Source organism: Bacillus sp. SG-1 (assembly GCF_000181495.1).
Classification (GTDB): Bacteria; Bacillota; Bacilli; order Bacillales; family Bacillaceae_B; genus Rossellomorea.
Genome location: NZ_ABCF01000001.1, coordinates 88,666 through 114,927, shown reverse-complemented (window position 1 = coordinate 114,927; position 26,262 = coordinate 88,666). Strand labels below are relative to the sequence as shown.

Genomic DNA, 26,262 nt, shown 5'->3' with positions numbered 1-26,262 from the left:
GAGTTCTGAAGAAAGGGAGGGTTGAAAATGACCGTTAATCATGGAGGTACATTAGGCAAGGAATACTTTATTTCTTACCTTTCACTAATCATGAATTCAAGAGGCTGTTCAGCTGAAGAAGCACACGATATTGCTTTCCATCTGTTTTTCAAAGGCAATGAAGATGCTTTTGGGCAAAAGACTTATCAAGAATTTTTAACTGCTTATGCAATAATGAATGATAATGGTGGATGAAATACAAAAGGACCAAGAGGCTGATTACCTCCTGGTCCCTTATTTTATTCTCCTGTTTCAGCAAAATGCTTGATACGGTCTCCGATTTCATCACGGACACGTGTGAAGAACGCCCACTTTTCTTCTTCAGTTCCTTCAGCTTTAGCCGGATCATCAAAGCCCCAATGAACTCTTTTGATATGAGGAGGCGTTACAGGGCAATTATCTGCCGCATGGCCGCATAGTGTAACGATCAAATCTGCATTGTTCATGATTTCAGGATCGATGATATCAGATGTTTGCTCTGAGATATCAACACCTGCTTCGTTCATTGCTTTAACCGCATTCGGATTCAATCCATGTGCTTCAATTCCAGCGCTTTTTACATCCCACTCATCACCAAGGTATTTCTTTCCCCAGCCTTCAGCCATTTGGCTTCTGCAAGAATTTCCAGTACATAAGAAGTAGATTGTTTTTTTAGACATGTGTATATCTCCTTTTTTGTTTTTATTTTTTCTCTAATGGTAGCTGATTCCGCTCCAGGTGCGTGACTGCGCGGGGATGAGCGCTGAAACTAGTCATTAGTCATCACGCTTATCCCGCAGGAGGCCACACATCTTACGCTTCAATCAACTAACAAATTTAAGAAACCTTTACTTCGCGAAAACATCCTTATCTTCTTAAATGATAAGTAACCATATATAGAGACCAACAAGTGTTATGAATAATGTTGGTATCGTTAGGATGATTCCAGTTTTAAAGTAGGTTCCCCACGAAATTTTTACACCTTTGAGCGAAAGGACATGCAGCCATAATAATGTTGCCAATGACCCTATTGGTGTAATCTTTGGACCAAGATCAGAACCGATTACATTCGCATATATTAAGGCTTCTCTTACAGTTCCTGTCGTATTCGTCTCAGCTATCGCCAAGGCATCTATCATGACAGTCGGCATGTTGTTCATCACGGAAGAAAGAATGGCTGCGATGAATCCCATGCTAATCGTGGCTGAAAACAATCCTTGATCAGCAGCAGCCTGTATGACTCCTGCAAGGACATCAGTGAGCCCTGCATTTCTCAGGCCATATACAACAACATACATTCCAATGGAGAAAAATACGATCGCCCAAGGAGCGCCCTTTATCACCGTTTTTGTATTCACGGCCGGGCTTCTCCTGGCCATCAGCAGGAAGAAAATAGCCACTATTCCTGCAATGAAAGAGACAGGCAGCGTCATTTCATCATTGATTTCGATAAATTCACTTGCAAAGTAACCGACAAGCAAAACAGCCAATACCACCCAGGATAACTTAAACATCTTGTGGTCTTTGATGGCTTCTGCAGGTTCCTTCAAATCAGAGAGGTCGTAGTTTTTTGGTATGCTTTTACGAAAGAATAGATAGAGAACGATAATACTCGATAATAAAGCAAAAAAGTTCGGAACGATCATTCTGGAAGCATATTCCACAAACCCAATTCCAAAGAAGTCAGCTGAAACTATATTGACAAGGTTGCTGACTACAAGCGGCAAAGAAGTTGTATCCGCGATAAATCCACTCGCGATAATGAATGGAAACACCATTTTTTCATTAAAGTTAAGATTCCTCACCATTGCCAATACAATTGGAGTCAAAATAAGTGCTGCCCCGTCGTTGGCAAAAAAGGCTGCTACAATGGCTCCGAGGATGGTTACATAAATAAACATCAGTACGCCGTTTCCTTTTGCTGCTCTGGCCATATGAAGTGCCGACCATTCAAAAAATCCTATTTCGTCAAGGATAAGTGAAATAATGATGATGGCGATAAAGGCAAGCGTCGCATTCCAGACGATACCCGTGACATCAATAACATCATTAAAATCCACTACTCCTGCTATCAACGCAAGCAGCGCTCCTCCACATGCCGACCAGCCGATCGACAATCCCTTTGGCTGCCATATGACGAGCGTCAGGGTCAGCAAGAAAATCACTGTTGCTAATAATGTTGAAACCAAGTGTCATTCCCCCCAATTAATCACAAGAGATGCGCAATCCCTGCTGTTCTAATTCTTTAATCTTAAATTCCTGATCTGGAAGGTGTGACAGTAAAGCTTTTATAAAATGATAATTTTCACTGTCCTTATTTAAAGAATAGATAATCCACTGCCCTCTTCTCGCCTCTTTTACAATTCCAGCATCTTTCAGTTTTCGTATATGCTGGCTTATCGAAGGCTGGCTCATCTTGAATATCTCCACAAACTCACAGACACAGCAATCATTCGCTTCCAATAGTTTCACAATTGTTAGTCTTGTTTTATCACCAAGAAGCTTAAGTAATGCTGAAACATTTTCAATCTCGACTAGTGAATCAACCATCCCTGCACCTCCATCTCAATATCACTGTATAAACATATAACAATCCGCTTATATAAGCAAATATAAAAATTCCTGTTAAATTTCTTTCCATTTTTAACATCATGCTTAGGAGCTCCTAATATTCTGCGCTCACAGTTAGGTCTGATTTTTGACTTGTATGTTTATTTATAATATCTCTCAGAAATATAATAATATACTTATATATTAATGAACAACATTCGTTTGTGTATTTTTATGTAAAGTACGACTTCTCTTTCTTTAAGGCTCTTTTCTTATACCTTTGTTACTATTTTATTTACTTTTCATGAAATATGCTGGTAAGCAAACAAGAAAAGAGCTATTCACCTTGTTCAAAGAAAAAAGCCCTTGTCTCCAAGGGAAAAATCAGGCTCTTTGGATTTTTCCGAGAGCACCAATATATACGAAAACAGCGTTCTTTAAAAACAAAAAAAACCGCTGATTCAGCGGTTTCCTGCGAAATTTTTATTCTTTTCTGCTTTTTACAAATCGATAAGATAAATACGCAATGTATAATGGCGCTGCAACGTAAATCAAGTAGGGGAATTGTTCATAAGTGCCTCGGTATATGACAAATAATAAACAGCCCAGGAAAACAGTGACGATCGTTCCATACTTGGGAAGCGGGATATCTTTAAAGCTCGGAATTCTAATCCGGCTCACCATCAAGAAGCAGAGAGCCGTGAACACCACAGTCGTTAAAATACTTGGTATGTAGTTGCCGAAAAGAGTCAGCAATGCCAGTATTCCCCCAGCTGCCGTTATTGGCACCCCAATGAAGTAACTCAATCCTGTTTTGTCAGAACTCACATTAAATCTTGCCAATCTGAAAGCGCCAAACAACGGGAATAATCCGGCGACAGCAAACCCGAGAAAACCAAATTGATAAAAATATGTATAATAAACCAAAAATGATGGTGCCACACCAAAAGTCACAATATCCGCCAAAGAGTCGAGCTCTTTCCCCAAAACACTGTCTGCTTTGAGCATTCTTGCCAGACGCCCATCCATACTGTCAAGCATCATGCCGATCAAGATCAAAATAGCGGCATTCTTGAATTGGCCGCTGGCCGCAAATCCTATGGACAGAAATCCACAATATAAATTACCTAAAGTAAACATGTTAGGAATACTTTTCTTTAATCTCATTATGTAATCTTCACTCTCCGTAAATTTCTTTCTAATCTCTACCATTATAACACTAAAAATAATACTCTCACCCTCTTTCTTGAGATTTGGCAATCATCATCATGTAATTTATGATAGTGGTAAGTTCTGTTGGTGCTGAAGGAGGAACATTATGGAATCCAAACAAGAGTTACAGGCAGCCCTTGACGAAACAAATCTTTGGATTGAAGATCAGAAAAAGGCTTGGTTCTGGGAAAAGTGGACAAGGCTGCCATTTCAATTATTGGATAAAATCACTCCTGAATTTGTCCATAAAAAAGTGGGAGCTTTATTGGATGAAATGGGAAGCTATATACAAAATGGCGGAAAATATTTAACATCCCAGAAGCTGATGTTTAAATCAATTGAAAAAAAGACCGGCATTCCAATTAATAATATAGAGGACATTTCTAAGTTAAGTCTTGAAGAAATGGATGAGCTCAGTAAACACCTTGCCAGCACAAGAAGGAAAGCAGCTGCTGTACAGGGAGCCACTACAGGGATAGGCGGCATTTTCACGCTGTCCATCGATATTCCTGCACTGCTGGGCATCTCCCTGAAAACCCTTCAGGAAATTGCCTTAATTCATGGATATGACCCGAATGATAAAAAAGAAAGAATTTTCATCATAAAATGTTTGCAGTTTGCATCTTCCGACATAGTAGGAAAAAGAGCCATCCTTGATAATCTGGAATCTTATTATGTCACTGAAGTATCTTCAAACGAAGTTATGGGACAAATTCAAGGTTGGCGTGAGGTCGTATATACCTACCGAGATCAATTTGGATGGAAAAAACTATTTCAAATGGTCCCTGTTGCAGGCATCCTTTTTGGAGCTTTTACCAACAGAGCGATGATAAGTGATATCGCAGAAGCCGGATCAATCCTTTACCGTAAAAGAAGAATCGTAGACAGGCTTCAAGCTATTGAAGAAACTATATAAAGAAATCCCCTTCCTGTTAGGTTGGGGATTTTGTTTTACTCATGAAGAGCTCCGTGTGTCAGCGACGAACGTTCCACCTGGATGGTCGTGTGGTGTATGTGAAATTTTTCTTCTATTAAATGAATGGCCTTCTGTAAAATCACCTGGTCATCCTCTTCATCTTTAATTAATATATGGCAGCTTAATGAATTCATTCCTGAAGTAATTGTCCAGATATGAAGATCATGAACATTTTTCACCCCTGGAATATTCTCCAATTCGCTTCTCACCCTTTGTACCTCAATTCCAGACGGGGTTCCTTCCATTAAGATATGGACCGTATGAGAAATAATGCCCCATGCACTTTTCAAGATTAGTAACGCAACCAGGACACTGATGATGGGATCAGCCCAGTACCAGTCAAAAATGAGCATTATCGCTCCGGCCAGGATGGCTCCAACAGATCCTAATGCGTCACCGAGAACATGTAAATAGGCACTCCTCAGATTAACATTATCTTTGACGTCACCCTTCTTGATTAATGCCCAAGCACTTAACAGGTTGGCCAGCAGCCCTATGAAAGCAATCAGCATCATTGTTCCGCTGGATACTGTTGGAGGGTCGAACATGCGCTCATAAGCTTCATGCACGATGAATCCGGCAATCAAAAATAAAGTGACACCATTAAATAAAGCTGCAAGGATTTCAAACCGATAATATCCGTACGTTTTCTCTGACGACGCTGCCCTCGCTGCAAACCACATAGCTGCAAGGCTTAAAGCGAGCGAGCTGGCATCACTTAACATGTGACCGGAATCTGATAAAAGCGCAAGACTGTTGGTAATCAATCCTCCAAAGAACTCGAGCAGCATAATACCCGTCGTGATAATCAAGGCAATAAGTAGGCCTTTTTTATTCCCTTCTCTTGAATGATCGTGGCTGTGACCGTGATGATCGTGGCCATTATGATCATGCCCGTGACCGTGGTGATGGTGCATGGAAATCCCTCCTAATCATGAAGTGAATGATTGATAACCTGCCTTAGAACTTCTATAACGTGACTATCATCATAGCTGTAATAGAATGATTGGCCGTCCCTCCTGGCCTTCACAAGTCTTTGATTCTTTAAAAAGGATAATTGGTGTGAAACCGCTGACTGAGATAAATTGAGGACCTCGGCAATATGTCCGACTGAACATTCTTCCTGTGTCAGTAAATATAAAATTCGTATTCTTGTTGGATCGGAAAGCGCCTTGAAAGTCCTAGCTACTTCATCTACTGTGTCTTCCGATAAGAAGTCATGCCTGCCCTTCTCCATGAACCACTCATCCTCCTTCGTTTGTCATTTTAGTATATGAGCAAATGTTCATATGTTGATACTTTTAGTTTATCATTTTTACTTGTTTGGAGAAAGTTCCCTAGTTCTGTGAATTTGTTAGATTGTTGAGGTAGGTTTTCGGTGGGAAATGATAAAACGGTTTGAGGGAGGGGGTTCATTTTGAGGGTGATGTTGCACCGCGCTGGGTGTGCGCATGTCTTCATTTTGGATTTTTTGTGAAATGATGCATCGCACTGCTTGAGCGCATGGCATCATTTTGTGATTCCTGTTGCTATGATGTACCGCGCTGACTGAGCGCATGGCATCATTTTGTGATTCCTGTTGCAATGATGTACCGCGCTGACTGAGCGCACCCCATCTTTTTACGATCCTTGATGCTATGATGTACCGCGCCGACTGTGCGCATGGCATCATTTTGTGATTCCTGTTGCTATGATGCACCGCGCTGACTGTGCGCATGGCATAATTTTGTGATTCCTGTTGCAATGATGTACCGCACTGACTGAGCGCATGGCATCATTTTGTGACTCCTGTTGCAATGATGTACCGCGCCGACTGTGCGCATGGCATCATTTTGTGATTCCTGTTGCAATGATGTACCGCGCCGACCGTGCGCATGGCATCATTTTACGAACCTTGATGCAATGATGTACCGCGCTGACTGAGCGCATGACATCATTTTACGATCCTTGATGCAATGATGCCCCCCCAGCTAGCCGAGCCCACGGAATATTTTTTATTGATTAAAAGAAAACATAAAAAGGCGCCTGTTCGAAAACAGGCGCCTGCGTATTGAGGCGAGAGACCGCGCGCCACATCGCACGTTGCTTAGAAAGCTCGTCCCTCGACTTACACAATTCAGCTCATCGCTCATTAAATATAGCACAGGTGTATTTATTTTACAAGAACTTTTTTCAAAGAATTGTTCAAATGCCCACAATGGGAAGGATGATGCTGAAAGTGGTACCCTCTCGATTACTGGATACCGTCATATCTCCGCCATGATTTTCAATAATTTTTTTACTAACAGATAGCCCGAGGCCGGTTCCGTCATCTTTTGTTGTAAAAAATGGATCGAACACATGCGGAATCATAGAAGGCTTGATTCCTGAGCCATTATCTTTAAAGTGGATTTCGATATTCGTATCCTTTTTGACCACGTCGATCATAATCTCAAGAGGCCCTTCTTTAGCCTGGTACGAATTGGTGAAAAGATTGATAAAAACTTGGAGAAGCTCTTCCTTGTTGCCATCTATGAAGCACCCTTTTGCATCTTCCGAAATGGTGCAAGTGAAGGTTATGTTATACAACAAAGCCTCACTATTAAGGAACTTGCCAATGTATTCTGTTAAGAATGACTCTACCTCCACTTTCTCCATGGAGGCTTCCAGCGGTTTAGCAATCCGAAGAAAATCGGTGATGATCTTATTAGCTCTGTCTATTTCTGGAATCAACAAACTTTTGATAAGAGAGCCGGTTTCTTGATCAGCTTTAGTATCCATGATTTGGAGAAATCCTCTTACTGTTGTCAGAGGATTCCGTATTTCATGGGCAATACCTGCTGCAATCCTGCCGGCCAGTCCCCTTTTCTCCGCTTCTTTGATTCCATTCAAGAATTGAAAGGTCCCAACCACCCTCAATAATTCTCCATTGGAATTCCTGATGATATGAGTATTATTGATTCCATAATTTTTATCTAGAACTTCCCGGTTCACAATTGGTTTTTCTGTTCTTAAGGTTTCAAGCAGGTTAATTTTGGAGTCTGGAAGGCCGAGTAGTTCCCTGATATGCCGGCCAACAATTTGATCCCTCTCAACCCCGAGATCATTAGCGGCCTGGATATTGCAAAGCGTAATCCTTCCTTCACTGTTAATAAAAACAATATGATGATGCACCAAATCAAATATAGGGGTTAAAAAATTTTCCACCTGTTCAAACGGGATGTCAATTCCAGACTTGTCAGTTGACCCTTTCTCTTTGGCAGTTTCGTCAATGAGAGAAAAGCCAGCTTTGGAGTTGACAATTATTTTTCCGGAAAGAGGATCACTGTATGTAAAACTGAGCGGAAAATCATTGAGCATTCCCCTGTACAGCTCTACCTCCCTCTCCAGCCTTTCTACCTTTCCCTTCAGCACTTCTATATTATTCTCCATACCATCGTCCCTTTGATTTTGGCTTGTGCCAATTTACTGCATGGTTCCATTATATCTTCCTCGTAAAATGTTAACAATAGTCCAGAAGGCAAATTTTAACACGTTAAAGCACTAAGAGGGACTGTCCCCTGCAGTGGTTTAACGTGTTAAAAAATGATTCACTATTATAGCGAAGATCTCTTCAGATATTGTCCTTTTGTTTTGTCTTTGCAAAGAGGGCTTTTTTCCTTAGTAGTTTGAATAACCCATAGCTGATTACGGTTGTCAAAAGGACACCGTTTATGGCCCATTGAACGTTTTGAAAACTTTCTTTAAGAGCTTGAAGGTTTCCTATACTCCCCAAGTAAAACATTGCAAACGAAACCGGCAATATACCAATGAATGAAAGGAGCCCATAGCGAACTGGTCTCATACCACAGAAGCCGCCTAAGTAGGCAATGTATCCCATACCAAGTATCCTGCCAAGAGCGATGGTCCAGTCGCCATACTTAATGTTCCAGCGGTCGAACTGCCCCTGTTTTTTCCTTGATAACTTCTTTCGTATGCTGGTTTCATATTTTATACTGAGCCAATAAGGTATATAACTTATCAATACATAAAAGATGCTGACTGCTGTTCCATAAAAAAGTATTTCAATTAGATCCGGTTTTAAAATATAGCCGTATATCAATATGAATAGTGCTGCCGGAAATGGCAGAGAAACCGCCTCGATGAATACTCCAAGGAATAATCCCCAAAATCCCAATCCGACTAAAAAACTCATTATCTGTTCAATTTTCCACACACCCTCTTGCTTCCGATTCTTTAGTATTAATTCCTATACCCTCCTTCTCTTAAGAGGAAACAAGAAAAGCCTTCACCCACTCCCATGATCTTCCGCTCCATTGACGAAAAAGAACCAGTTCACTATACTGAGTAAAGCAAATCTTGAGGAACAGGATGAATATAATGGATTTTGAAATTAAATACCTGTCTTTTTATGTTGTTGAAGTAGAGGGAAAAGGCGAAGGTGTCGATAAAAGATTTAAACATTTTCAAACACTCGATGAGCAGGGGTATGAAAGTAACCCTTTAAAGGATTTCCTTGATGGTGAACTGACGAAGATCGCCAAACGAAAAGTGGATAGACACAGTAAATCCGAGGGTGCTCCAACCAAGATTGGCCGTTTTATTGTTGAACCGGGCCATGACTTGGATTCTAACCCCAATTACAACCTTTTTCACCGGGCTCGACATCCGGAATCGATTGATGCTTTTCAAGAAGCATCCATGCAATTCGTCAACGCCTATGTCGAAGCAAGTGCAGTCAGGGGCGGGGTTTTTATTGTAGCTCTGGCAAAACTTCGCAAGTATTTTGATGACCCATTTTTATTTTTAATGAAATGCGATTTTGAACCGAAAGTTGCCCGAATTACAGACGAATCCACTTTGATTCATAACGTGGAAATGGCTATAACGACCAAAAACATGAAATCCATCCAATATCCGTTCATGCCTGAAGAAGGAATGATGGACGAAGCAGAGCTGAAAATTCACCAAGCATCTCATGCCCGTTACTTTGAAGACTTCCTCAAATTCGTAGAGTATGAGAAGTCCATGCCTGAAATCGTGCGAACCCAGGTTTTGGGAATGGTCCAAGAACACATTGAAGAATCGTATGAACCTGAAAGTGAAGAAAGGGTGGAGTTTGAATCCGCCATGGAAGCCTGGTCTGTCAGTCCAAAACGTGAACTGCAGGAGCGCTTTACCACAGAACAGGTCGTTGAAGCGACTTCACAAATCGTCGAGCAGTCTCCAGAAGTAGAATTGAAAATGAAACTTGATCATATAGACGTCAAAGCTATGCTTTCTGATTTTGGAGATACTATTCATATGGCAAAAGTGAATGGAAGATACATGCTGCTGATTGAAGGAGATTCTGTTCAATTTGAAAAAGGCGCGTCCCCAATTGAATTTTTAAGGCCCGATGACTTGCAGGATGTCATTGAACGGATTCAGAGGAAAGGCGAGTAGAAAGTAGTGAAGGAGGCCCTATTGCCCCTTAGGTATTCTTTGTATATTTCCAAGCCCCATTCTCACTATTGATTCAGGAAGAAAGAGACACTTTGACATTGTAAAGTGTCTCTTTCTTTTTATTGACCTTTAACATGTAAAGTATCATTCAAAAAATGAATAATCCTGCTTTCTCCCCGCAGTTCCAACAAGTGAATTCCCGTATCACCTGTCAAAAACCATTGGAAATCATCCACTGATAGTTTTAGGAATGAACGAAGCAAATTGGTGATAACACCACCATGTGCTATGATGGCGATTCTCTCAAACTTGCTTTCTGCTAAAATCTTTGAAAATGCTATTTCTATTCTCATCCTGAATTCAAGGACTGACTCGCCTTGCTCAATTCTTTCATGAGGATGTACGGGCATCTTGATGGCTGCTGCCTCTTTAAAAGGAACACCTGCCTGGATTCCATTGTTATGCTCCATTAGATCTTCCTCGAAATGGATGGGACACCCCACTGCTTTTGCCAGCTCTTCACCTGTTTCCTTCGCTCTTTTTCAGAGGACTGCACCAGATAAAATCAGGGGGAAACTCATTCTTCACGCGATCTGTCATATGTCCCACTTGCTTTCTTCCTCGTTCGGTCAATGAGAAATCTGCCCTTCCCTCATACACTTCTAAAATGTCTGCTTCCGATTCTCCATGTCTAATCAACAATATTTGCATCCCATCACTCCATGATAATTATGTAATAGCAAAATCTATCATACTATACTATGAAACACAGAAAATATTTGTAAAAGACCTCCATTTTTATTATAAAAGAACATATAATGTATTTGGATGCAATAGATCTGCAGGGAGGAATCATAAATGCTTAACGAACAGCAGTTGAAAGACATAGAAGGACTGCAGGAAATTTGCGAAAATCAGGAAGGATACAAATTAAAATTGAATGGGGATATGCTTCTTTCACGTAATCATCGTCAGGATGATTACTTTCATTATGAAAACGGAAAGTTAATCGGTTTCTTAGGCTTATATGGGTTTGGGAGCAGCTATGAATTGTGCGGTATGGTTCACCCGGCGCACCGGGAAAAAGGAATTTTTCGAAGTCTTTTTCAACAATCTGCCGCTTCCCTTAAAGAACGCCGAGTAAAAAAACTTCTCATCAATGCACCAGGCTCTTCCCAATCAGGAAAGGCGTTCATCGAAACATTGCCCGCAAAGTATTCTTTTTCAGAGTATCAAATGAAATGGGAGCCAAAACAGCTTAAAGAGGAGAATAATGAGATTCAACTGATTCCTGTTAATCAGGAAGACATTCCCTTCATTCTTGACCTCGATTATCTTTGCTTTGATGTCGAGCGGGATGACTCCTTACAATTCATGGAGACGGTCCAGAAAGATGAGACCAGTTCGAGTTTCATGATTGAATACAAGGAAGAGAAAGTCGGAAAGATTCATATTCAGCGTGAAGAAAACCGAAGCTATATTTATGGTTTCGCGGTTCATCCTTCCCATCAAGGGAAAGGAATCGGCAGAAGCGTTCTGGCAAAAACCGTCCTTACAGAAAACAAAGCAGGCAGAGACATCTTTCTGGAAGTAGCCGCCAAGAATGCCCATGCATTAAAATTATATGAAGGAACCGGCTTTGTTTCTTATCAGGTTCAAGATTACTATGCTTACGAAGACTTATAAGAGAGTAAAGGCAGGCCTCCATATTGAACCTGCCTTTTGCTTAACCACTCTTACTTTTATAAAAAATGTGCTGTGATTTTATTTCACTTTCGATCTCAATGATACCGAAGGAGTAATAAGGCTGTTTCCGTTTATCTGTAGCTGAACCTGGATTGAATAATAATGTCCCTTGACTGTATCTTGCATAGGGGATATGCGAATGTCCGAAAATGATAATATCAGGTCTCTCATCAAACGCTTCAAGCGCCCTTTTTTCAGTCGTCTTACCCTTTCCATCCCCGTGGACAACACCTATGGAATATCCTTCTGCATTCAACACCATTTTCTTTGGAAAAGTTTCCAGAATTTCTTGTTGGTCAGTGTTTCCGTATACTCCTTCCACCCTGCCGAATCCCTTCAATTTTTCATAAACATCAATCGTATTCCAATCCCCTGCATGTATAATGAGGTCCGCACTTTTAAGTTCCTTTATTAACACAGGAGGAAATTCCTGTCCCCTGTTTGGCATATGTGTGTCACTAATAACGATCATTTTCAAGGTTCTTTCCCCTCCTTTCTCTACTCCGCTCTTTTCTAAAGCTTTGTTGCTATTTAATATGAAACTCATATAGTGGTATTTCACAGAAATTATCAAGTAAGATCACTCTGTTAAGTTGGAAAAGCCCCTGTACCCAAAGGAATAATCCGGCCATTTAGACTTTTGCGAAAGCAACAATCAATACGAAAATAGCGTTCTACTTTTACCCCAGTTTAGCCCGTTCTAATTCAATTCTCTCTATTGGAATTCTTGTAAATAACGGTTTTTGTCCTTCCGTGTTTATTTCAACTGGCAGAATGAAAGGTTCCCATGATGCTGTCTCTTTTATCTGGAATTGTTTCAGTATCTCTTCAGCAGAGAACGGAATAAAAGGCGATAGTAATTGAGATAGGTTAATACTTATATACAAACAACTTTCAAGGATGAACCTTGCTTCGTTCCGGTCTTCCTTAATCACTCTCCAAGGCTGCTTGTCATCAAAATATTTATTGCCCCACCGCACAATCTCAAATGCTCTCTTCGCTGCTTTTCGGCATTCCCCTTCCTCAATCAATTCGCCTGTTTGCCTGAAAACAGTATACAATTCTCTCACGACAATGGGATCAATTGTTTCCAGCACAGCACTCTCTCCAAATTCTTTCCTGTAGAACTTTACTGTCCTTTGGATAAAGTTTCCCAGACTTCCTACCAGCTCACTGTTGTGTTTGAGAATAAATTCTCGCCAGGAAAAATCAGCATCTCTCTTGTCAGGATAATTCGCACTGAAATAGTACCTGAGTGTATCAGGGTGGTAGTCTTTCAAAACATCGGGAAGCCACACTGCCCAGTCTTTACTGGTTGAAATCTTCTTTTTTTCCAATGTCACATACTCGCTGGAAACAATCCAATCAGGAAGGCCATCGCTGTTTAACCCTTTCAGGATTGCCGGCCAAATGATTGTATGAAATGGGATATTATCCTTGCCATGAACATAGTAAGAGACAGCTTCCTTATCCCAAAACTTGCGCCAGTCTCTTTCATGCTTTTCTCCCCATTCAATGGATCCAGTTAGATACCCGCTTACCGCTTCAATCCATACATATATTTTCTTATCATTATATCCCTCAACCGGAACATCCACTCCTGTTCCAATATCTCGGGTAGCAGCTCTGTCATGAAGTCCCTCGTTGATATACCTCCTTGTCAGTGCTTCAGCATTTTCCCTCCATTTGCCTTTGTTTTTGTTGAGGTAGTCTTTCAACTCTTCTTCAAGGAGCGATAAAGCCAGATAAAAATGGGCTGTTTCCTTTAAGGAGGGTGGGTTTCCGCAAAGTTTGCAATGTCTGTCAATTAACTCGCGAGGATCCAAAATGGTGCCGCAGCCATCGCATTGATCGCCTCTTGCCTTTTCATTGCAGTTCGGACAGGTTCCTTCCACGAAACGATCAGGTAAAAAACGGTCACAATGAAGACAAAAAGTTTCCTCCGTTGTTTTTTCATACAAGAACCCATTATCCTTCAGCGTCAAAAATATTTTCTGAACTTCCTGATGGTGGTTGGCAGAATCAGTTCTTCCATATTGATCATAGCTGAAGCCCAGTTTTTGAAAACAATCCAGGAACTCCTGATGATATCTGTCAGCAATATCTCTGACTTTGACACCCTCTTGATGTGCCCGTATTTCAATGGGAGTACCGTTGCAGTCACTTCCCGAAACATACAGCACATCTTCTCCCTTCAGCCTGTGATACCTCGCCAATATGTCACCAGGCAGTAACGCTGCCAAATGTCCAACATGTAAAGATCCATTTGCATAGGGCCAAGCCCCTCCGATAAAAACACTCATAAAATCTCCTCCTAAAATGGTATGCACACATAAAAAACCCCTCGCCCATAGATGTATAGACATCTAAGGACGAGGGGTTCAGCTCGCGGTACCACCTTAGTTCACTGAGGGCTCACGCCAACAGCCTCAACAAGTACGGAATGCAGAAAAAGAACATTCTTATACTGTGACATTGATAACGGATGACAAAACCCGTTCCACCCTACACCGCTAGGTTCGAATGGAATGCTCAGAGATCATCTTCAACCAACTTTCCCCCTGCTTCTTTTCAGCTCCCGAAGCTCTCTGTTAAGGTTCATCATTGATTTACTCTTCTCTTCAACGCAAACAATTATTGATTACTATCTTATGAAATTCGCAGAAAATTTTCAAGTGTTTTATTTCTGATTAAATTTTCGGGCAGTGCAATTTTATTCACTGCACATCATTAGAACATTCCCATCCGGATCCTTGAAATTAAAGTAGGAGAGGTTCGGGAAGCGGGTTATCTGTTCAATCCGGTCTATTCCAAGCTGTCCAAACCGGTCCCATACTTCCTGTATATTGGTGCATGCAATATTACAGATAGGATATTTAGATGGCTCAAATTCCCCCTGGTTTACTATATTTGAATCGAGAGTTAGATAGGAACTGTCCATGTCAAAAGTATACACATCTTTAGGAATCGGGTTTTCCGGGGTGTCTTCAACGAAACCCAATATCCACTCTGTTACTAAATCTACATGTTCCGGACCAGCAAGTTCCATTTTCCCCTCACTGATGTCGATGTCATTTACATGATCCAGTTTGTATATCCTTTGCCTCATATTCACTTCGAAGTGGGTGTTCGTCTTCTCTTTCCAAAACTCTGCAAGCGGCAGGGTCACCTTTTTATTTCCAATAAAGCCAGGAAAATGAATACCATGTTCTTGTACGTAGTTCCAAAGAACTTGTCCTATCTCTTCTGTTTTTCCTTCATCAAAAACAGTGACAATCAAAAAGTGGGGAGGAGTCCGTACAAATACCGCCTGAATAGTGTCTTGATCTTTCATGACGGCTAAAAATGAATCTTCATAACGTCCTCCTGTTATCTGGTCAAGCAAGCCTAACGGCAGATTGTTTTCAGCTTCTTCTTTCACCAGCAGAGGGCGTACCTCTTCATCAAATTTTTTGGCATCTTTAAATACGACTAAGTTCATTGTTTTCACCTCTCAAGAGACATTCGACACTATTTGCTTTTTCCCTTCAATTTATTGGAAGAAAGCAAAAAAACCGGGGGGTACCCCAGTTTGTGATTAGCCTATATTGTTATTAGGACCACTGTTGTTCGGCCCATACTTTTTAGGAATAGACGGTTTTCTGTTGTACCACTTAAAACTCTGGCCCTTTCCTTTTCGAAGGGTTCTTTTTAAACCTTGTTACTTTAGTTAAGTGGTATGATTCACGCTACAGGTGCTTGACTCTGCTCCAGTCAAACGAATATTTGCATAAAAGAAATATACTATATTACTAAAAAACAGAGACTTTGCGAACGCAGCATTTGGAAGTAGTCCATATTATCGCCTACTCCTAGTAATTGGGTCCATTCTCTTTGCAGTCTATCCAGGACAATCGCTCAGATCTTTCTCAATACCGAGAATTTACGATAACTAGCTTCCATACACAAAAACAGGGTTAGAGCCTTATGAGCACCGAAGCAACGAAGAAAAGGTTTCTTGTTCACAGTCAAAAACCCAGGTGATTCACCCGGGTTTAAGTAGAAGGCTTTGTTTTTTCAGCCTTTTGGTTTTGTCCTTTTCCTGTAAGTTCTTTTGAAAATTCTTCTGAAGTCAGGGATTTCGCTGTTTGCAAGCCTGATTTAGTTTTTCGGTTACGTTTTGTCATGTTCATCTCTCCTTTCAATGTTAGTTTTCACCTCCGCTTGTTCTTTATCCTCTGGATTCCATCGTTGTCTTCAGGAAATTTCTTGTAGCCGAATGGTTGATTTTCCGTTATAATACTACACATTTACAGGAGGTGTAACTTAGTGGACATTCGTGAATTGACTGCAGAGGATGCTGAAGTATATTGGAATCTACGCCTGGAGGCCTTGAAAAATAACGGTGAGGCGTTTGCGACTACGTATGAAGAATCCCTTGCCCGGAGCAACCCCATCGAACAGGTGAAGAAAAACCTGGCTTCAAAGGACAGCCTCACCTATGGGGCATTTATAGATGAATCACTGGCTGGAAATGTAACCGTCATGTTTAACCGCCACGAAAAATGAAGCATAAGGCTTCCATCGTAGCGATGTATGTGTCCCCTTCATTCAGAAATCAGGGTATCGGCCATGCCTTGCTGCTCGAAGCCGATAAAAGTGCAAGGGATGCAGGGATTGAACTCTTGCAATTAACCGTCGTAACTAAAAACTCCTCTGCTGTGAAGCTTTATGAAAACGCAGGATTTGTTTCCTTCGGGATTGAGAAACATGCCATGAAGCATAAGGGAGAATACGTCGATGAGATGTGGATGAGCAAGGAACTGAAGTAAAGAATGTAAAAAAGAAGTGAGATCACCTCTCACTTCTTTTTTGCTTATACCATATATCACTCTCTAAGAAGGGGGAATCTCTTGTCACGTTAATGAGAATGATTTTCAATATCATTGTGTTCTATATTAATACCTCTGTCAACAAATATCCCTCCTATCTTTTTTTCTAATTATCTTTCTGCATTCATTATGCGAACGTTAAAATTAAAGCAGTGTTTATTTTCTGAAAAGACAATTAATTTTTCTGTTAATAAAAAATATATTCCCAAATCGGAAAATTGTGGTAAAATTCTAAATTAGAGAAATTGATAAAAAACTCAGGGGGCATTTATGAAAGAGAAATTAAAAGCTTTTGGGCTGCCGTCAGTCATCATCGTGATACTGATTGGCGTATTGTTTTTTCAACAATTATTGAGATTGACTGAACTGCCGAATGAAAATTGGAGCCGCTCCATTCCATTCAGCATGGAAACAGATGAAAAACCGATTGTGTTTCAAAATGGAAATGAAGTGTTCTACAGCGAAAAAGACAAAGTTCATCACTTCAGTCTCAATGATGGATTGGAAGTTTCAAATGAAGGAAACATCTCCTTTACTGTTCCTCGCGGATACCCATTTTGGACTGATGGTGAACAGTTTATCACGTTAAGCCAAGGCGCCCTGAAAATTAGCGGAAGCAATGAGAGAGTTATCGCAGAAGATGTCACCGGCGTTACTACCCGCAGCGACAAGGTAATCTACTGGCAGGGCGGCAATGTATTTGAAATGGACCCTTCCATATTGGAATCGAAGCAGATTCACAGCTTTTCAAACGAAGTTGCGAATGTTTACTTTGGCAGTGATGGAAGCTATGTCGTTGCCCAGCAGACAAATGACATGAATGCTGAATTGTTTTTTGTTTCTGCTGAGGGGGAAGTTACGCAAAATGCTTTCCTGAAAGTAGCGAATAACAAGAATAACCAGATTGGAAATATTGCTTATACCATTCAGGATGGGGAAATCACTTTTATCTTTGATACACAGATGCGTTCACAAGGGGCTCTGACCTATCACCTGCATATGGCAAAGACGGCTGTGAGCGATTTGGGGAGCTCTTTGCTGAAAGCGGAGAATGTTACCATTCTTAATGAAGCCAATGGTGCTAAGCTCGAAACACCAAGATATGTTCAAATCATGGAGACAAGAGAAACACCGACTCTTCTCTTTACTGCAGAAGGGCAAGGAATTGGTGATGATAACACTGTCAGCCTTTATACAGGGGTCTATGATGGAACATCCACAGTGACCTCCTCTGCCTTTACGACAACCGATGGGATCACTCACTACCCTGTCGAGGCAAACGACGGTTCTATCGTGTGGCTCGACTATGATGGCGGAGAGTATAAGTTATTTGGTGCTTCTCAGTCACTGGAAGTAAAAGAACAAAGTACAGAATTGACATCAAGATCCTATAAGGAAGCCGGAATAAATACAGTCATGCTGCTGGCAAGCAGCCTTGTCACATGCCTGGTATCCTTCTATTGGATACTTCCTTCACTTTTACTATTGATCGTACTTTATATGGCCAAGCCAAACATTTTTGAAAAAGAAGAAATCAACTGGGTAGAATACGTTTCCATTGCTATTTTTGCAGCGATGCCTTTCACATTTGTCGATAAAGCAATGAACGCCTACTTCTATGAAATCGCTCCTTCTTACCTGACATTCACCGGCAGCGGATGGATCCTCCTGTTGATTATCACGGCTGTCTCTGCAGCTATATGGAAATTTGGACGCGATCCTGACTGGGGCACTTTTGGAGGTGCATTCTATTTCATCGGAGTGTATATCCTGCTTTACATCACAAGTATTGGAACATATGTATTCAACCTGTTTTAAATGACAAAACGGACTGGTGCTTTCCAGTCCGTTTCATGTATCACCGCTGAGCTTCCTCCAAGGCCGTGCCCCTTTAATAAAGGTATAGACCAATATAGAAAACGCAAGCCATACTCCTCCTGCCAAGAACCCTCCAAGAATATCACTTGGATAGTGAACTCCCAGATAGACTCTGCTTAAACCGATTAAAAGTACCAAAACCATTAAAGCCGCTGCTCCAATAACCCTTGACCATGTATGGTCATAAAGCCTGAACAGGGCAAATGCCATTGCTCCGTAAAAAATGAACGATCCCATTGAATGTCCGCTCGGAAAGCTGTACCCATCCTGTTCGATCAACGCTTCAATGCCAGGTCGCTGCCTTTGGAAATACTCTTTGAGCAGACAGTTGAAGCCTCCTCCCAAAGACTGTGAACAGCATATAAAGACCAAGCGAGTATTTCTTGAAAACAAGGAATAAAATGACAGCTGCGGCAGTGAGTATCGCTATCCACTTTATCCCTCCCAAAAAGGTAATAGCTTTCATAAATTGAGTGACACCCGGGGTCATAAATGTACTTACTCCTGAATACACTGCCGAATCAAAGGCTTCTATTTCCTGCTCCTGCCATTCTTCCACAATTTTAATGAACCCCGCTGTTAAAAGGGCAATCAAACCAAGTCCCAACACAAAAAAATACTGTTGCTTCCAATCGATTTCCCTTTTCTCATAGCTTCTCCCTTGTTTCTAAGGATTATTGAGCCTCTACTTTTTTAACCGTTCTTTTCTTTTTCGGTATCTTTGCAGCCGGTGCTTTGGTTACTGGTTTCTTTTCAGGTTCCGGTTTCGACTTATCAATGGAAGCTTGCAGTGCTGACATTAAATCCGTCACATTGGCTGCCGGTGCTTTTTCTTTCGGTGTAACAAACTTTTCCCCTGTTTGCTTGGATTGAATCAGTTTCAGTAATTTTTTTCTGTAATCATCTTCATACTTCTCCGGTTCAAATTCTGTCGACAACTGATCGATCAACAGAACGGCTGTATCCAATTCTTTTTGGCTGACTTCATCCTCTGCTGGCACATTAGGTACATCTCCTGTACTTCGAACTTCATCTGGAAAATGGATGGTTTCCATGACCATTGTATTTTGATAAACCCTTACAACAGCAAGCTGTTCCTTAGACCTCATCGCAATTTTTGCAATACCGACTTTGTTAGATTCGGTTAATGCCTTCCTCAATAGACTGTAAGCTTTTTTCCCGCCTTCATTTGGGGAGATAAAATAACTGCGGTTGTAATAAATCGGATCAATTTCTTCGATTTTAATGAAATCGACTATCTCAACCGCCTTTTCTTCACTTGTGTCCCTTAACTCTTTAATTTCCTCATCTTCAATGACTACAAACTTTCCCTTTGCAATTTCATACCCTTTTACAATATCCTCATATTCAAGATCTTTTTCGCATACGGGACATATCTTCTCATATTTGATTGGCGTATGGCATTCCCGGTGAAGCGACCGTAATTTGATATCTTTATCTTCTGTGGCTGCGTGAAGCTTAATAGGGATATTCACGAGCCCAAAGCTGATACTTCCTTTCCATATCGTGTGCATAAATCATCCTCCATTTTCTTTTGTCTTACTCTTAATTTGGATGTTTCTGCTATGCGCCTATCCTATAAAAGTTCTGGAAATATTTCTGCATCGACTGGGCAAGATAAGACTTATCCTGTTTTTAAAAGTGGTGATGAACGTTGAAACCGATGCTGCCAACTTTATTTGATGAAACACCTGTAAAAGGAAACTGGAAGTATGAAGTGAAATATGATGGTTTCAGAGGACTTTTATTAATAAAATCACAAGAAGAAATCCAATTGTTCAGCAGGAACGGAAACGATCTGCTACCCCAATTCCCTGAGATTCACGATGCTGTGTTAAAAATCATAGAAGAGGATTCATGGACACTTCCTGTCTTCTTGGATGGAGAAATCGTTCTCCTTGAAAATGATTTCAAAAGCAATTTTGGCAGTCTGCAAATCAGAGGAAGAATGAAGACCAAAGAGAACATTCAAAAAGCATCAGAACTGAATCCTTGTAGCTTCCTTGCATTTGATTTGCTACAAAGTTCAGGTAAAAGAATGACAAGCATGGCCTATAGTGAGCGAAAAAAAGAATTATCCGCGCTATTTAGAAAGGCGGGACTCCCCTTGGAAGTAAATTATGGTTCTTCTGCAAGAATCCAGATGATACCTTCCTATAGAAACAGTAATCAGGTTTGGGGCGCAGTACGGCACTTGGATGGGGAAGGACTGATTGCCAAGTCTGAAGAGAGTGTGTGGGAGGAAGGCCGGCGGACAACTACCTGGCGCAAAATGAAAAATTGGAAAAGAGCCAAGTGTTTTATCCTTTCTCACGACAACAGCAATGGTTATTATGAAGTTGGTGTTTTTAAGGAAAAAGAGGTTATTGGAATCGGAGCATTTTATTTCGGAATCAGCCCAGAGGAAAAACAGGCTTTAAATTCAATCATTAAAGAAAATGCCTACCAGGAAGAAAAGGGAAAATCCTATGTTCATCCCGGCTTATGTGTGGAGCTTAATTACTTGGAATGGTATGAAGACCAACTGAGGGAGCCCCATTTTCACCAATTTCTTTTTCATGAGAAGCCGGAGGAATGCACTTGGATACAATTCATGCTGGACGAGGCCTCATTGCCTGAACCCGTTGAGGTCACTCACCCGGACAAACCGCTTTGGGAATCGCCCGCCATTGATAAGCTTCAATACATCCGCTATCTAAGAAATGTATCCCCCCGTTTCTTGAGCTTTCTTAAACAGCGGCCGTTGACTGTAATCAGGCTGCCGCATGGAATGTATGGAGAGTCTTTTTATCAAAAGAACTGTCCTGATTATGCCCCTGATTTTGTAAAGACCGTAAGATTGGAAAATATCGATTACATCCTATGTAATGATCTCGAAACCCTGATGTGGCTTGGTAACCAGCTAGCCATCGAATTTCATATCCCTTTTCAAAAAATTGGATCGGCTTATGTAAACGAAATCGTCTTTGACCTCGACCCGCCTTCCAGGGATTATTTTTATCTTGCTGTTAAAGCCGCAACTGAAATGAAAAAAGTTTTTGACCAGCTGAAATTAATCAGCTTTATCAAAACTTCTGGAAATAAAGGTTTGCAGGTCTATATACCAATTCCAGACGGCTATACATGGAAGGATACCCACCTCTTCACTGAATTCATGGCGAATTACTTAATCAATCAATTCCCTGATGATTTCACAACTGAGGGGCTGAAGAAAAACAGAAATAATCGTTTATACGTCGACTATATTCAGCATGCTGAGGGCAAAACAATCATAGCACCCTATTCTGTCCGGGCCAATGAAGATGCTCTTGTGTCAGCACCGCTGTTTTGGGAAGAGGTCAAGGAAGATCTTCGGCCGGAAAAATTCACAATGAAGACCGTACTGGAGAGGCTGAAGAAGAAGGGCTGCCCGTTTGCCGCCTATGAAGAAGTAAAAGAAAGACAAAATTTCAGAGAGATACTTTCTTTTCTTCAATCGAATCAGCGAAAACTTCAATAAAAAACAGAAGGAAAGGGATACAGTTTTTCAACTTCCAATCCATACTTCAATCTATCCATTAGACACATTTCGTATTTGATTTCCGCTCCAGGTGTGCGACTCCACGGGGCGGGCGGTGAACTAAAAAGCGGAAGCGGCCGTTCAGCGACGTACAGATTTTAGGGCTCTCGCATGAGATAAAGGAATCACGAAGAGCGAAGCGATTCGATGATGACTTAACGCAAGGAGAGAGACCGTAATCTGCTAGTCGCTGGCCGTTGGAGCTGGATTGGCCTCCTCAGCTTCGCCTGCGGGGTTAGGTTCCAGTGGGTACGTAACCTCGGGCGCTGAATCTAGACGTCCCGCTAGTCCCGCAGGAGGTCGCACACCTTTCTCTCCAATCAACAGTTGTTTCTTTTCCCACTGAAATCTTGAAATTCTAGAACAGTTACGGATTTACTTCTATAGCTGGCTCCCCCAAATACTTAAACACAAATAAAATAAGTAGCACCAGAACCATGTAATCAATTTAATAATGATAAGATATTAAGCATGTAAACCTTATAACAACAGCATCAACTAACAGAGCTTTCGTCGTTTTTTCTTACTATAGCTGAAAATTTTCAAAATATCTTTAAGAAATAGTCCGTCGTTTTTACGCTCAGTCATAAAACTTGGGGTAACCGAAAATTTGGATCATTTCTTTTAAAATTTGTCCGTGTTTTGGCCGGTCACCAAGATTTTTGGTTCATTACTCTAAGGAGTTGTTGTCCGCTTTCTCTGGGACTAGTCAAAGAATTGGATCATTTCTTTGAGGAATAGTCAGGCCTTTTTCTGCTCAGTCATAAATTTGGTCCATTCTCCTGAGGAATTGTCCGTTTTCTCGGGATTAACCGAAACATTGGATTATTTATTTGAGTAATAGCCCGACGTTTCCACTCAATACAAAAAACGGTCTATCCCCCAGAGGATTAGACCGCTTTTTCTTAAGACATGAGATTATGTTGGTTCCTTCACCTGAAATATTGTCTTTTTTAAGCTTTAAGAAATACATTCTTTTCTACGACTTCTTTGGCATGCTCTTGCAGCTCTGAATAGCTTCTTTCTTCGTCGAAATCAATATGATTCAATGTATGGTAGCTTTCCGGCTCCTTTACATCGAGGTCAAGTTTATAGCGGCTGGTATATGTGGCATTCCCGATTAGGTCCATTGAGAATTGCTCGTCATTTTTATGAACAATGACACGTACTTTTCCACCGTTATTAAAGACATCAATTTCTTTTTCAAACTCATTCAAACCTGAAAGGCAAGTCACAAGGGTTGAAGCTGACATCGCTGTACCGCATGCATTTGTAAAGCCGACTCCTCTTTCGAAGGTTCTCACATAGATTCCGTCCGTTCCTAGTGATTGGACAAAACTGACGTTGACACCGTCAGGGAAAAGATTATTCGGTCCATTTACCGATTCTGAAATGCTTTTTTGCTCATTGGAAAGGATATGCTCATTTTCCACGATGCTGATTAGGTGCGGATTTGGTACTGCAACCGCCGTAAAGGTCAATGCAGCAGAAATTTCAGGAACTTTTTCATCAATCAGCGTTTGTTTGTCAATATTCATCGGTAAATGTTTCAGTTCAAATAGCACAGGTGATATCTCGACCTTGAATGTCGGAATCTCTGCGAAAATGGATGGTTCACTTGAGATCTTGAGGTCCGCCTTCATTGTTTCGATGGTAATATCACTTTTATTCTTCAATTCTGTAACGTATCGACCTACACACCTCAAGCCATTTCCACACATGGATGCTTCAGATCCATCCGCGTTAAAGACTCTCATTTTTCCGTCACATCTATCACTGTCTAAAACAAACAGGATCCCGTCTGCTCCTATTCCCTTTTTTCGATCACAAAGGGCTATGGCCAGATTCTGCCGATCCTTTTCTGAGAAATTATACGTTTCAGTTATTTCATCGATCAACAGAAAGTCATTCCCTGATCCATGACATTTTATTAAATTTATTTCCATATAAAACCCTCCACGGAGTAACTTGTTGAATAGCAGATAGTATTTGCCAAGACTGGCCAATCCGCCTATTAATCTATATTATTCATATATTTAGCTTGCCACATCGCAGCCTTTTTCGCAATAGGCTTGTGGTTTGAGTAAATATATAGGATTCCTCCAAAGAGTAATCAGTTTCGTTATTCATTTAAACGCGTTATCATAAATAAAAAGGATCATACCATACATGAGGAGAATTTTTAATGTCTGATGATTACAAGTTCATGTTCAGCGTTAAGAAAGTGACTGTAATAGAAGATGCACCCAACACTAAAGAGGTGCTGGTACATACAAAAATAAAAAAAGGCAGAGATACGATCTGCCTCGAAAATGTATTTCCTGTCAGAATTACTGATATTGGGATATTCCCCGTACCTAGAGCCATTGCTGAAAATGTTGAAAATCCAACGTTAAGGAGGCTGCTGCCTTTTGAATTAAAGCGATACATTAAGCCTCAGAAACGTTTCCTGGAACCAGGGGAGTACAGTTAATCATTGATTTAACGTGGAACCTTGCCCTTCTTTTAGGTATTCTGCCCTTAGCAGGCTTTCCGCCCATTGACAAGACACTGCATAAAATTGATTGATTTTGTTTTGTGGGAGGGGGATTTCTTGACCCTTCAGGTTTGCATTTTCCCAATCCGCTTTTTCAAGAGCGATGACCAGGTCCAACACTTTTTTCAGATTATTATCTTTTCCCTCCAAGGCATCGCATATATCATCTTGCAGCGGCATATCTTTCAGAACTTTTTCGATTGGCTGTCCAATAATTGATTCCATCAGTGAAAACATACCGGTCAAAAAGTAACTTGAAGAAACTGCATCTTGAAAAGCGTGTTTAGAAATCAACTCGCACATTTTCGCCCGTGTAAGACAAAGTTTGATGACCTCTTCAGACATTTGTTTAACAGCACCCGTCATGTCCCTGATGGCAAGCACGTAAATCCATCTTTGAATTTCGATTAAGCCTAAAAGGATGATGGCCTGCCTGATAGAATTAATCTTCTGTTTTGGACGATAGGCCGGTGAGTTAATCAGCTTAAGCAGTTTATAAGATAAAGAGATGTCCTGTTCTATTAACTGCGAAATCTTTTCAATACTCGGTTCACTCATTTCCAGGCTTTGAATGACCTCATAATAGGAATGAAAGTAAACCGGAACATCGTACGTCCTTAAGATGACTGGTTTACTGAAAAAGAATCCTTGAAAAAGGGAGTATCCCCTCTTCTTTGCTTCTTCAAATTCTTTTCGCGTTTCCACTTTCTCAGCCAGTAGCTTTATATCAAGAAGCCGTGCAATCAATTCAATTTCTTCTCTTTTTTTCACTGATGTTGTCAGCATGTCCACTTTAATATAATCTGCTTGCTTCATCAATTCCCTGCAATACGGATTTTCTTTGTCAAACACAAAGTCGTCCAAGGCGATCTTATAACCCAGGCCTCTTAATTCCTTGCAAATTGAAATGATTTCCTCCGAAGGCTCAACTGACTCCAAAATTTCTACTACTATTTCCCGGGGATGGAAATAAGTTGGTACCTTCAATTTAAGCAGGGTTTCTGTAAAATTAATAAAACAAGGTTTGCCCCCTGAAAGCTGGTCAATTCCTATATTCAAAAAACTGTTAATGATGACGTCTGCTGTCGCCCTGTCACCATCAATGTTAGGGAAAATATTTTCCTGGTTATTCCGATATAACAATTCATAGGCAATCGCTTCTTCATTATCATTGAATATAGGCTGCCTTGCCACAAACACTTCCATTTCTGCTCACTCCTACGTGAAAATGAAAATTATATATAGTTCTATATAAATAGAAAATAGGTTAAATTTAGAAGATATACTCTACTAGAATACCAAGAAAACATCAGTAAGTCTATCTATATTCAGAATAGCACTTTACCGCTTTAAAGCCCTAAGAGGGACAGTCCCTCACGGGTGTTGATTAACCATAATATGTAAGATAAACGGTATCATTAGACAAAAAAAGCCACTCTCTTTTAGAATGATTGTTACCGCTAACAACACT

26 protein-coding genes, 1 pseudogene and 1 other annotated feature are annotated in these 26,262 nt (G+C 40.8%); of the genes and pseudogenes, 9 read left to right on the top strand and 18 right to left on the bottom strand.

Annotation, left to right across the window (positions count from 1 at the left end; translation table 11 throughout):
• Positions 1-27: 27 nt before the first annotated feature.
• Positions 28-234, top strand: a complete 207-nt coding sequence (locus BSG1_RS00590; RefSeq protein WP_006834816.1) for a hypothetical protein — start codon at positions 28-30, stop codon at positions 232-234.
• A 44-nt stretch (positions 235-278) separates the two neighbouring features.
• On the opposite strand, the gene arsC is transcribed toward BSG1_RS00590, so the two are convergent.
• The 4 genes from arsC to pssA form a co-directional block, all read right to left on the bottom strand.
• Positions 279-698 carry an arsenate reductase (thioredoxin) gene (gene arsC, locus BSG1_RS00585; RefSeq protein WP_006834815.1) on the bottom strand — a complete coding sequence of 140 codons (420 nt, stop codon included), beginning with the start codon at positions 696-698 and terminating at the stop codon, positions 279-281.
• Between the two features lie 195 nt (positions 699-893).
• Positions 894-2,207 (bottom strand): arsenical efflux pump membrane protein ArsB, encoded by a 1,314-nt coding sequence (locus BSG1_RS00580; protein WP_006834814.1) that lies wholly within the window; start codon positions 2,205-2,207, stop codon positions 894-896.
• 16 nt (positions 2,208-2,223) lie between these two features.
• Positions 2,224-2,568, bottom strand: coding sequence for an ArsR/SmtB family transcription factor (locus BSG1_RS00575; protein ID WP_006834813.1), 345 nt, complete (start codon positions 2,566-2,568; stop codon positions 2,224-2,226).
• Positions 2,569-3,051: 483 nt separating this feature from the next.
• Positions 3,052-3,735, bottom strand: a complete 684-nt coding sequence (gene pssA, locus BSG1_RS00570) for a CDP-diacylglycerol--serine O-phosphatidyltransferase (protein ID WP_044022299.1) — start codon at positions 3,733-3,735, stop codon at positions 3,052-3,054.
• 151 nt (positions 3,736-3,886) lie between these two features.
• Here pssA and BSG1_RS00565 point away from each other — a divergent pair, with 151 nt between their 5' ends.
• The gene (locus tag BSG1_RS00565) at positions 3,887-4,696 is read left to right on the top strand and encodes an EcsC family protein (protein WP_006834810.1); all 810 of its coding nucleotides are present in this window, start codon (positions 3,887-3,889) and stop codon (positions 4,694-4,696) included.
• 35 nt (positions 4,697-4,731) lie between these two features.
• Here the strand turns inward: BSG1_RS00565 and BSG1_RS00560 are convergent, their stop codons facing one another.
• From BSG1_RS00560 to BSG1_RS00545, 4 genes are all read right to left on the bottom strand, one after another.
• Positions 4,732-5,673, bottom strand: a complete 942-nt coding sequence (locus tag BSG1_RS00560) for a cation diffusion facilitator family transporter (RefSeq protein ID WP_006834809.1) — start codon at positions 5,671-5,673, stop codon at positions 4,732-4,734.
• Between the two features lie 11 nt (positions 5,674-5,684).
• Positions 5,685-5,993 carry an ArsR/SmtB family transcription factor gene (locus BSG1_RS00555; RefSeq protein WP_006834808.1) on the bottom strand — a complete coding sequence of 103 codons (309 nt, stop codon included), beginning with the start codon at positions 5,991-5,993 and terminating at the stop codon, positions 5,685-5,687.
• 947 nt (positions 5,994-6,940) lie between these two features.
• Entirely contained in the window at positions 6,941-8,167 is a 1,227-nt protein-coding gene (locus tag BSG1_RS00550; RefSeq protein WP_006834807.1) for a two-component system sensor histidine kinase NtrB, read from the bottom strand.
• Positions 8,168-8,348: 181 nt separating this feature from the next.
• Positions 8,349-8,951 (bottom strand): DedA family protein, encoded by a 603-nt coding sequence (locus BSG1_RS00545; protein ID WP_052302333.1) that lies wholly within the window; start codon positions 8,949-8,951, stop codon positions 8,349-8,351.
• Positions 8,952-9,115: 164 nt separating this feature from the next.
• Between BSG1_RS00545 and BSG1_RS00540 the strand changes: the two genes are divergently transcribed.
• Complete coding sequence (locus tag BSG1_RS00540) at positions 9,116-10,180, top strand: DUF3900 domain-containing protein (protein ID WP_006834805.1); 1,065 nt, start codon at positions 9,116-9,118, stop codon at positions 10,178-10,180.
• A 119-nt stretch (positions 10,181-10,299) separates the two neighbouring features.
• On the opposite strand, the pseudogene BSG1_RS00535 reads toward BSG1_RS00540, so the two are convergent.
• Positions 10,300-10,891, bottom strand: a pseudogene (locus tag BSG1_RS00535) (histidine phosphatase family protein).
• A gap of 147 nt (positions 10,892-11,038) precedes the next feature.
• Between BSG1_RS00535 and BSG1_RS00530 the strand changes: the two are divergent.
• A complete protein-coding gene (locus tag BSG1_RS00530) occupies positions 11,039-11,866 on the top strand; it encodes a GNAT family N-acetyltransferase (protein WP_006834802.1) in 828 nt (275 codons plus the stop codon).
• Between the two features lie 40 nt (positions 11,867-11,906).
• Here BSG1_RS00530 and BSG1_RS00525 read toward each other — a convergent pair whose 3' ends face one another.
• The 4 genes from BSG1_RS00525 to BSG1_RS21475 all read right to left on the bottom strand — a co-directional run bounded on the left by BSG1_RS00525 (position 11,907) and on the right by BSG1_RS21475 (position 16,092).
• Positions 11,907-12,404 carry a metallophosphoesterase family protein gene (locus BSG1_RS00525; protein ID WP_044022148.1) on the bottom strand — a complete coding sequence of 166 codons (498 nt, stop codon included), beginning with the start codon at positions 12,402-12,404 and terminating at the stop codon, positions 11,907-11,909.
• A gap of 202 nt (positions 12,405-12,606) precedes the next feature.
• Positions 12,607-14,229: a methionine--tRNA ligase gene (gene metG / locus BSG1_RS00520; protein ID WP_044022147.1), complete on the bottom strand. Its 1,623-nt coding sequence runs from the start codon at positions 14,227-14,229 to the stop codon at positions 12,607-12,609.
• 62 nt (positions 14,230-14,291) lie between these two features.
• Positions 14,292-14,560, bottom strand: a binding site (T-box leader).
• Positions 14,561-14,639: 79 nt separating this feature from the next.
• Positions 14,640-15,407: a VOC family protein gene (locus BSG1_RS00515; RefSeq protein WP_006834799.1), complete on the bottom strand. Its 768-nt coding sequence runs from the start codon at positions 15,405-15,407 to the stop codon at positions 14,640-14,642.
• A 553-nt stretch (positions 15,408-15,960) separates the two neighbouring features.
• Entirely contained in the window at positions 15,961-16,092 is a 132-nt protein-coding gene (locus BSG1_RS21475) for a hypothetical protein (protein ID WP_269479302.1), read from the bottom strand.
• Positions 16,093-16,234: 142 nt separating this feature from the next.
• Here BSG1_RS21475 and BSG1_RS21235 point away from each other — a divergent pair, with 142 nt between their 5' ends.
• The 3 genes from BSG1_RS21235 to BSG1_RS00505 all read left to right on the top strand — a co-directional run bounded on the left by BSG1_RS21235 (position 16,235) and on the right by BSG1_RS00505 (position 18,615).
• Positions 16,235-16,474, top strand: a complete 240-nt coding sequence (locus tag BSG1_RS21235; protein WP_006834797.1) for a hypothetical protein — start codon at positions 16,235-16,237, stop codon at positions 16,472-16,474.
• Positions 16,471-16,737: a GNAT family N-acetyltransferase gene (locus tag BSG1_RS21230; RefSeq protein ID WP_006834796.1), complete on the top strand. Its 267-nt coding sequence runs from the start codon at positions 16,471-16,473 to the stop codon at positions 16,735-16,737. Before BSG1_RS21235 ends, BSG1_RS21230 begins: the two co-directional genes overlap by 4 nt.
• A 330-nt stretch (positions 16,738-17,067) precedes the next feature.
• Positions 17,068-18,615: a hypothetical protein gene (locus BSG1_RS00505; protein WP_006834795.1), complete on the top strand. Its 1,548-nt coding sequence runs from the start codon at positions 17,068-17,070 to the stop codon at positions 18,613-18,615.
• A 33-nt stretch (positions 18,616-18,648) separates the two neighbouring features.
• On the opposite strand, the gene BSG1_RS19655 is transcribed toward BSG1_RS00505, so the two are convergent.
• The 3 genes from BSG1_RS19655 to ku form a co-directional block, all read right to left on the bottom strand.
• Positions 18,649-19,020: a phosphatase PAP2 family protein gene (locus BSG1_RS19655; protein WP_083802829.1), complete on the bottom strand. Its 372-nt coding sequence runs from the start codon at positions 19,018-19,020 to the stop codon at positions 18,649-18,651.
• Positions 18,959-19,285 carry a hypothetical protein gene (locus BSG1_RS21050; RefSeq protein WP_006834793.1) on the bottom strand — a complete coding sequence of 109 codons (327 nt, stop codon included), beginning with the start codon at positions 19,283-19,285 and terminating at the stop codon, positions 18,959-18,961. Before BSG1_RS21050 ends, BSG1_RS19655 begins: the two co-directional genes overlap by 62 nt.
• Before the next feature lie 64 nt (positions 19,286-19,349).
• The gene (gene ku / locus BSG1_RS00495) at positions 19,350-20,210 is read right to left on the bottom strand and encodes a non-homologous end joining protein Ku (protein ID WP_006834792.1); all 861 of its coding nucleotides are present in this window, start codon (positions 20,208-20,210) and stop codon (positions 19,350-19,352) included.
• Positions 20,211-20,359: 149 nt separating this feature from the next.
• On the opposite strand from ku, the gene BSG1_RS00490 reads away from it, so the two are divergent.
• Positions 20,360-22,195 carry a DNA ligase D gene (locus BSG1_RS00490; RefSeq protein ID WP_006834791.1) on the top strand — a complete coding sequence of 612 codons (1,836 nt, stop codon included), beginning with the start codon at positions 20,360-20,362 and terminating at the stop codon, positions 22,193-22,195.
• A 1,013-nt stretch (positions 22,196-23,208) separates the two neighbouring features.
• Here BSG1_RS00490 and dapF read toward each other — a convergent pair.
• Positions 23,209-24,201 carry a diaminopimelate epimerase gene (dapF, locus tag BSG1_RS00485; protein WP_006834789.1) on the bottom strand — a complete coding sequence of 331 codons (993 nt, stop codon included), beginning with the start codon at positions 24,199-24,201 and terminating at the stop codon, positions 23,209-23,211.
• Positions 24,202-24,440: 239 nt separating this feature from the next.
• Between dapF and BSG1_RS00480 the strand changes: the two genes are divergently transcribed.
• Positions 24,441-24,728 (top strand): hypothetical protein, encoded by a 288-nt coding sequence (locus BSG1_RS00480; protein WP_006834788.1) that lies wholly within the window; start codon positions 24,441-24,443, stop codon positions 24,726-24,728.
• Here BSG1_RS00480 and BSG1_RS00475 read toward each other — a convergent pair whose 3' ends face one another.
• A complete protein-coding gene (locus tag BSG1_RS00475; protein ID WP_006834787.1) occupies positions 24,729-25,997 on the bottom strand; it encodes an EAL and HDOD domain-containing protein in 1,269 nt (422 codons plus the stop codon).
• Between the last annotated feature and the right edge of the window lie 265 nt (positions 25,998-26,262).

Bases quoted from the DNA above. Each gene is read 5' to 3' on its own strand.
- BSG1_RS00590 (WP_006834816.1), top strand. From the start codon at position 28: ATGACCGTTAATCATGGAGGTACATTAGGCAAGGAATACTTTATTTCT.
- arsC (WP_006834815.1), bottom strand. From the start codon at position 698: ATGTCTAAAAAAACAATCTACTTCTTATGTACTGGAAATTCTTGCAGA.
- BSG1_RS00575 (WP_006834813.1), bottom strand. From the start codon at position 2,568: ATGGTTGATTCACTAGTCGAGATTGAAAATGTTTCAGCATTACTTAAG.
- pssA (WP_044022299.1), bottom strand. From the start codon at position 3,735: ATGAGATTAAAGAAAAGTATTCCTAACATGTTTACTTTAGGTAATTTA.
- BSG1_RS00565 (WP_006834810.1), top strand. From the start codon at position 3,887: ATGGAATCCAAACAAGAGTTACAGGCAGCCCTTGACGAAACAAATCTT.
- BSG1_RS00560 (WP_006834809.1), bottom strand. From the start codon at position 5,673: ATGCACCATCACCACGGTCACGGGCATGATCATAATGGCCACGATCAT.
- BSG1_RS00555 (WP_006834808.1), bottom strand. From the start codon at position 5,993: ATGGAGAAGGGCAGGCATGACTTCTTATCGGAAGACACAGTAGATGAA.
- BSG1_RS00550 (WP_006834807.1), bottom strand. From the start codon at position 8,167: ATGGAGAATAATATAGAAGTGCTGAAGGGAAAGGTAGAAAGGCTGGAG.
- BSG1_RS00540 (WP_006834805.1), top strand. From the start codon at position 9,116: ATGGATTTTGAAATTAAATACCTGTCTTTTTATGTTGTTGAAGTAGAG.
- BSG1_RS00530 (WP_006834802.1), top strand. From the start codon at position 11,039: ATGCTTAACGAACAGCAGTTGAAAGACATAGAAGGACTGCAGGAAATT.
- metG (WP_044022147.1), bottom strand. From the start codon at position 14,229: ATGAGTGTTTTTATCGGAGGGGCTTGGCCCTATGCAAATGGATCTTTA.
- BSG1_RS00515 (WP_006834799.1), bottom strand. From the start codon at position 15,407: ATGAACTTAGTCGTATTTAAAGATGCCAAAAAATTTGATGAAGAGGTA.
- BSG1_RS21475 (WP_269479302.1), bottom strand. From the start codon at position 16,092: ATGACAAAACGTAACCGAAAAACTAAATCAGGCTTGCAAACAGCGAAA.
- BSG1_RS21230 (WP_006834796.1), top strand. From the start codon at position 16,471: ATGAAGCATAAGGCTTCCATCGTAGCGATGTATGTGTCCCCTTCATTC.
- BSG1_RS00505 (WP_006834795.1), top strand. From the start codon at position 17,068: ATGAAAGAGAAATTAAAAGCTTTTGGGCTGCCGTCAGTCATCATCGTG.
- ku (WP_006834792.1), bottom strand. From the start codon at position 20,210: ATGCACACGATATGGAAAGGAAGTATCAGCTTTGGGCTCGTGAATATC.
- BSG1_RS00490 (WP_006834791.1), top strand. From the start codon at position 20,360: ATGCTGCCAACTTTATTTGATGAAACACCTGTAAAAGGAAACTGGAAG.
- dapF (WP_006834789.1), bottom strand. From the start codon at position 24,201: ATGGAAATAAATTTAATAAAATGTCATGGATCAGGGAATGACTTTCTG.
- BSG1_RS00480 (WP_006834788.1), top strand. From the start codon at position 24,441: ATGTCTGATGATTACAAGTTCATGTTCAGCGTTAAGAAAGTGACTGTA.
- BSG1_RS00475 (WP_006834787.1), bottom strand. From the start codon at position 25,997: ATGGAAGTGTTTGTGGCAAGGCAGCCTATATTCAATGATAATGAAGAA.